At 62.7% G+C, this 1,030-nt stretch carries 1 protein-coding gene and 1 pseudogene; both read left to right on the plus strand.

Annotated elements, in window-relative coordinates:
- Positions 1-335, plus strand: a pseudogene (locus AB4Z53_RS35360) (CapA family protein); the annotation flags it as partial.
- A 70-nt stretch (positions 336-405) separates the two neighbouring features.
- A partial coding sequence (locus AB4Z53_RS35365) for a peptidase T (protein ID WP_441600085.1) occupies positions 406-1,030 on the plus strand: 625 nt, incomplete at its 3' end.

A 1,030-nucleotide genomic window follows, 5' to 3' on the forward strand; every position in this document is an offset into this window, starting at 1 on the left:
AGATCTATCGGGGTCGGCCGATCTTCTACAGCCTCGGCAACTTCATCTTCCATGTGCGTTCCGAGAAGTCGACCTGGACGGCGCCGGAGGTCTGGGAAAGCGTGGTCGCAGCCACGACCTTCGACGCCGACAACCGTCTCGTGGAGGTTATTCTTCATCCGGTCGTCATCGGCGGCGATGCGGCGTTAGAGGACGGCGTGCTGGAACGCCGTCTTGCACCGCATCTGGCGACCGGCACCCGTGCCGAGCACATACTTCAACGTCTTGCAGAGCAATCGGCCCGGCTCGGCACGGAGATCCGCATCTCTGAGGGTGTCGGTGTCGTCCGCGTCTAGTCGATGTTCCCGGCTGATCGCCACAACAAGGCGGGCCGTCACGGCCCGCAGCTTCCACATGAGGGCTAGTATGGACATTCGCCAGGAACTGATCGACCGTTTCTTCCGCTATGCCGCGATCGAGAGCCAGAGCAATGGCCGGACGTTAGGTCTGCCATCCTCGCCAGGCCAGGCAGCGCTCGCCGCGCTGCTGGCCGAAGAGATGCGGGCGCTGGGCCTGGCCGACGTCGTCGTCGACGCACATGCGATCGTCACCGGTGTCAAACGCGGTAACCGGCCGGACGCGCCGGCGATCGGCTTTATCGCCCACCTCGACACCGTCGATGTCGGTCTGTCACCGTTCATCCGGCCGCAGATCCTGCGTTTCGACGGCAAGGATCTTTGCCTCAACGCCAAGGAAGACATCTGGCTGCGCGTCGCAGAGCATCCAGAGATCCCAGGCTGGAAGGGCGAAGACGTCATCGTCAGCGATGGTACCAGCGTGCTCGGCGCCGACAACAAGGCAGCGATCGCCGTGATCATGACATTGCTTGGTCGGCTGGATGAGACGGAACACGGCGACGTCTTCGTCGCCTTCGTGCCCGACGAGGAAATCGGTTTGCGTGGCGCCAAGGCGCTGGATCTTGCCCGTTTCCCTTGTGACTTCGCCTATACGATCGACTGCTGTGAACTGGGCGAGGTTGTGCTCGAGACCT

It is taken from the genome of Ensifer sp. 2TAB8 (genome assembly GCF_052115125.1).
Taxonomy (GTDB): Bacteria; Pseudomonadota; Alphaproteobacteria; order Rhizobiales; family Rhizobiaceae; genus Ensifer.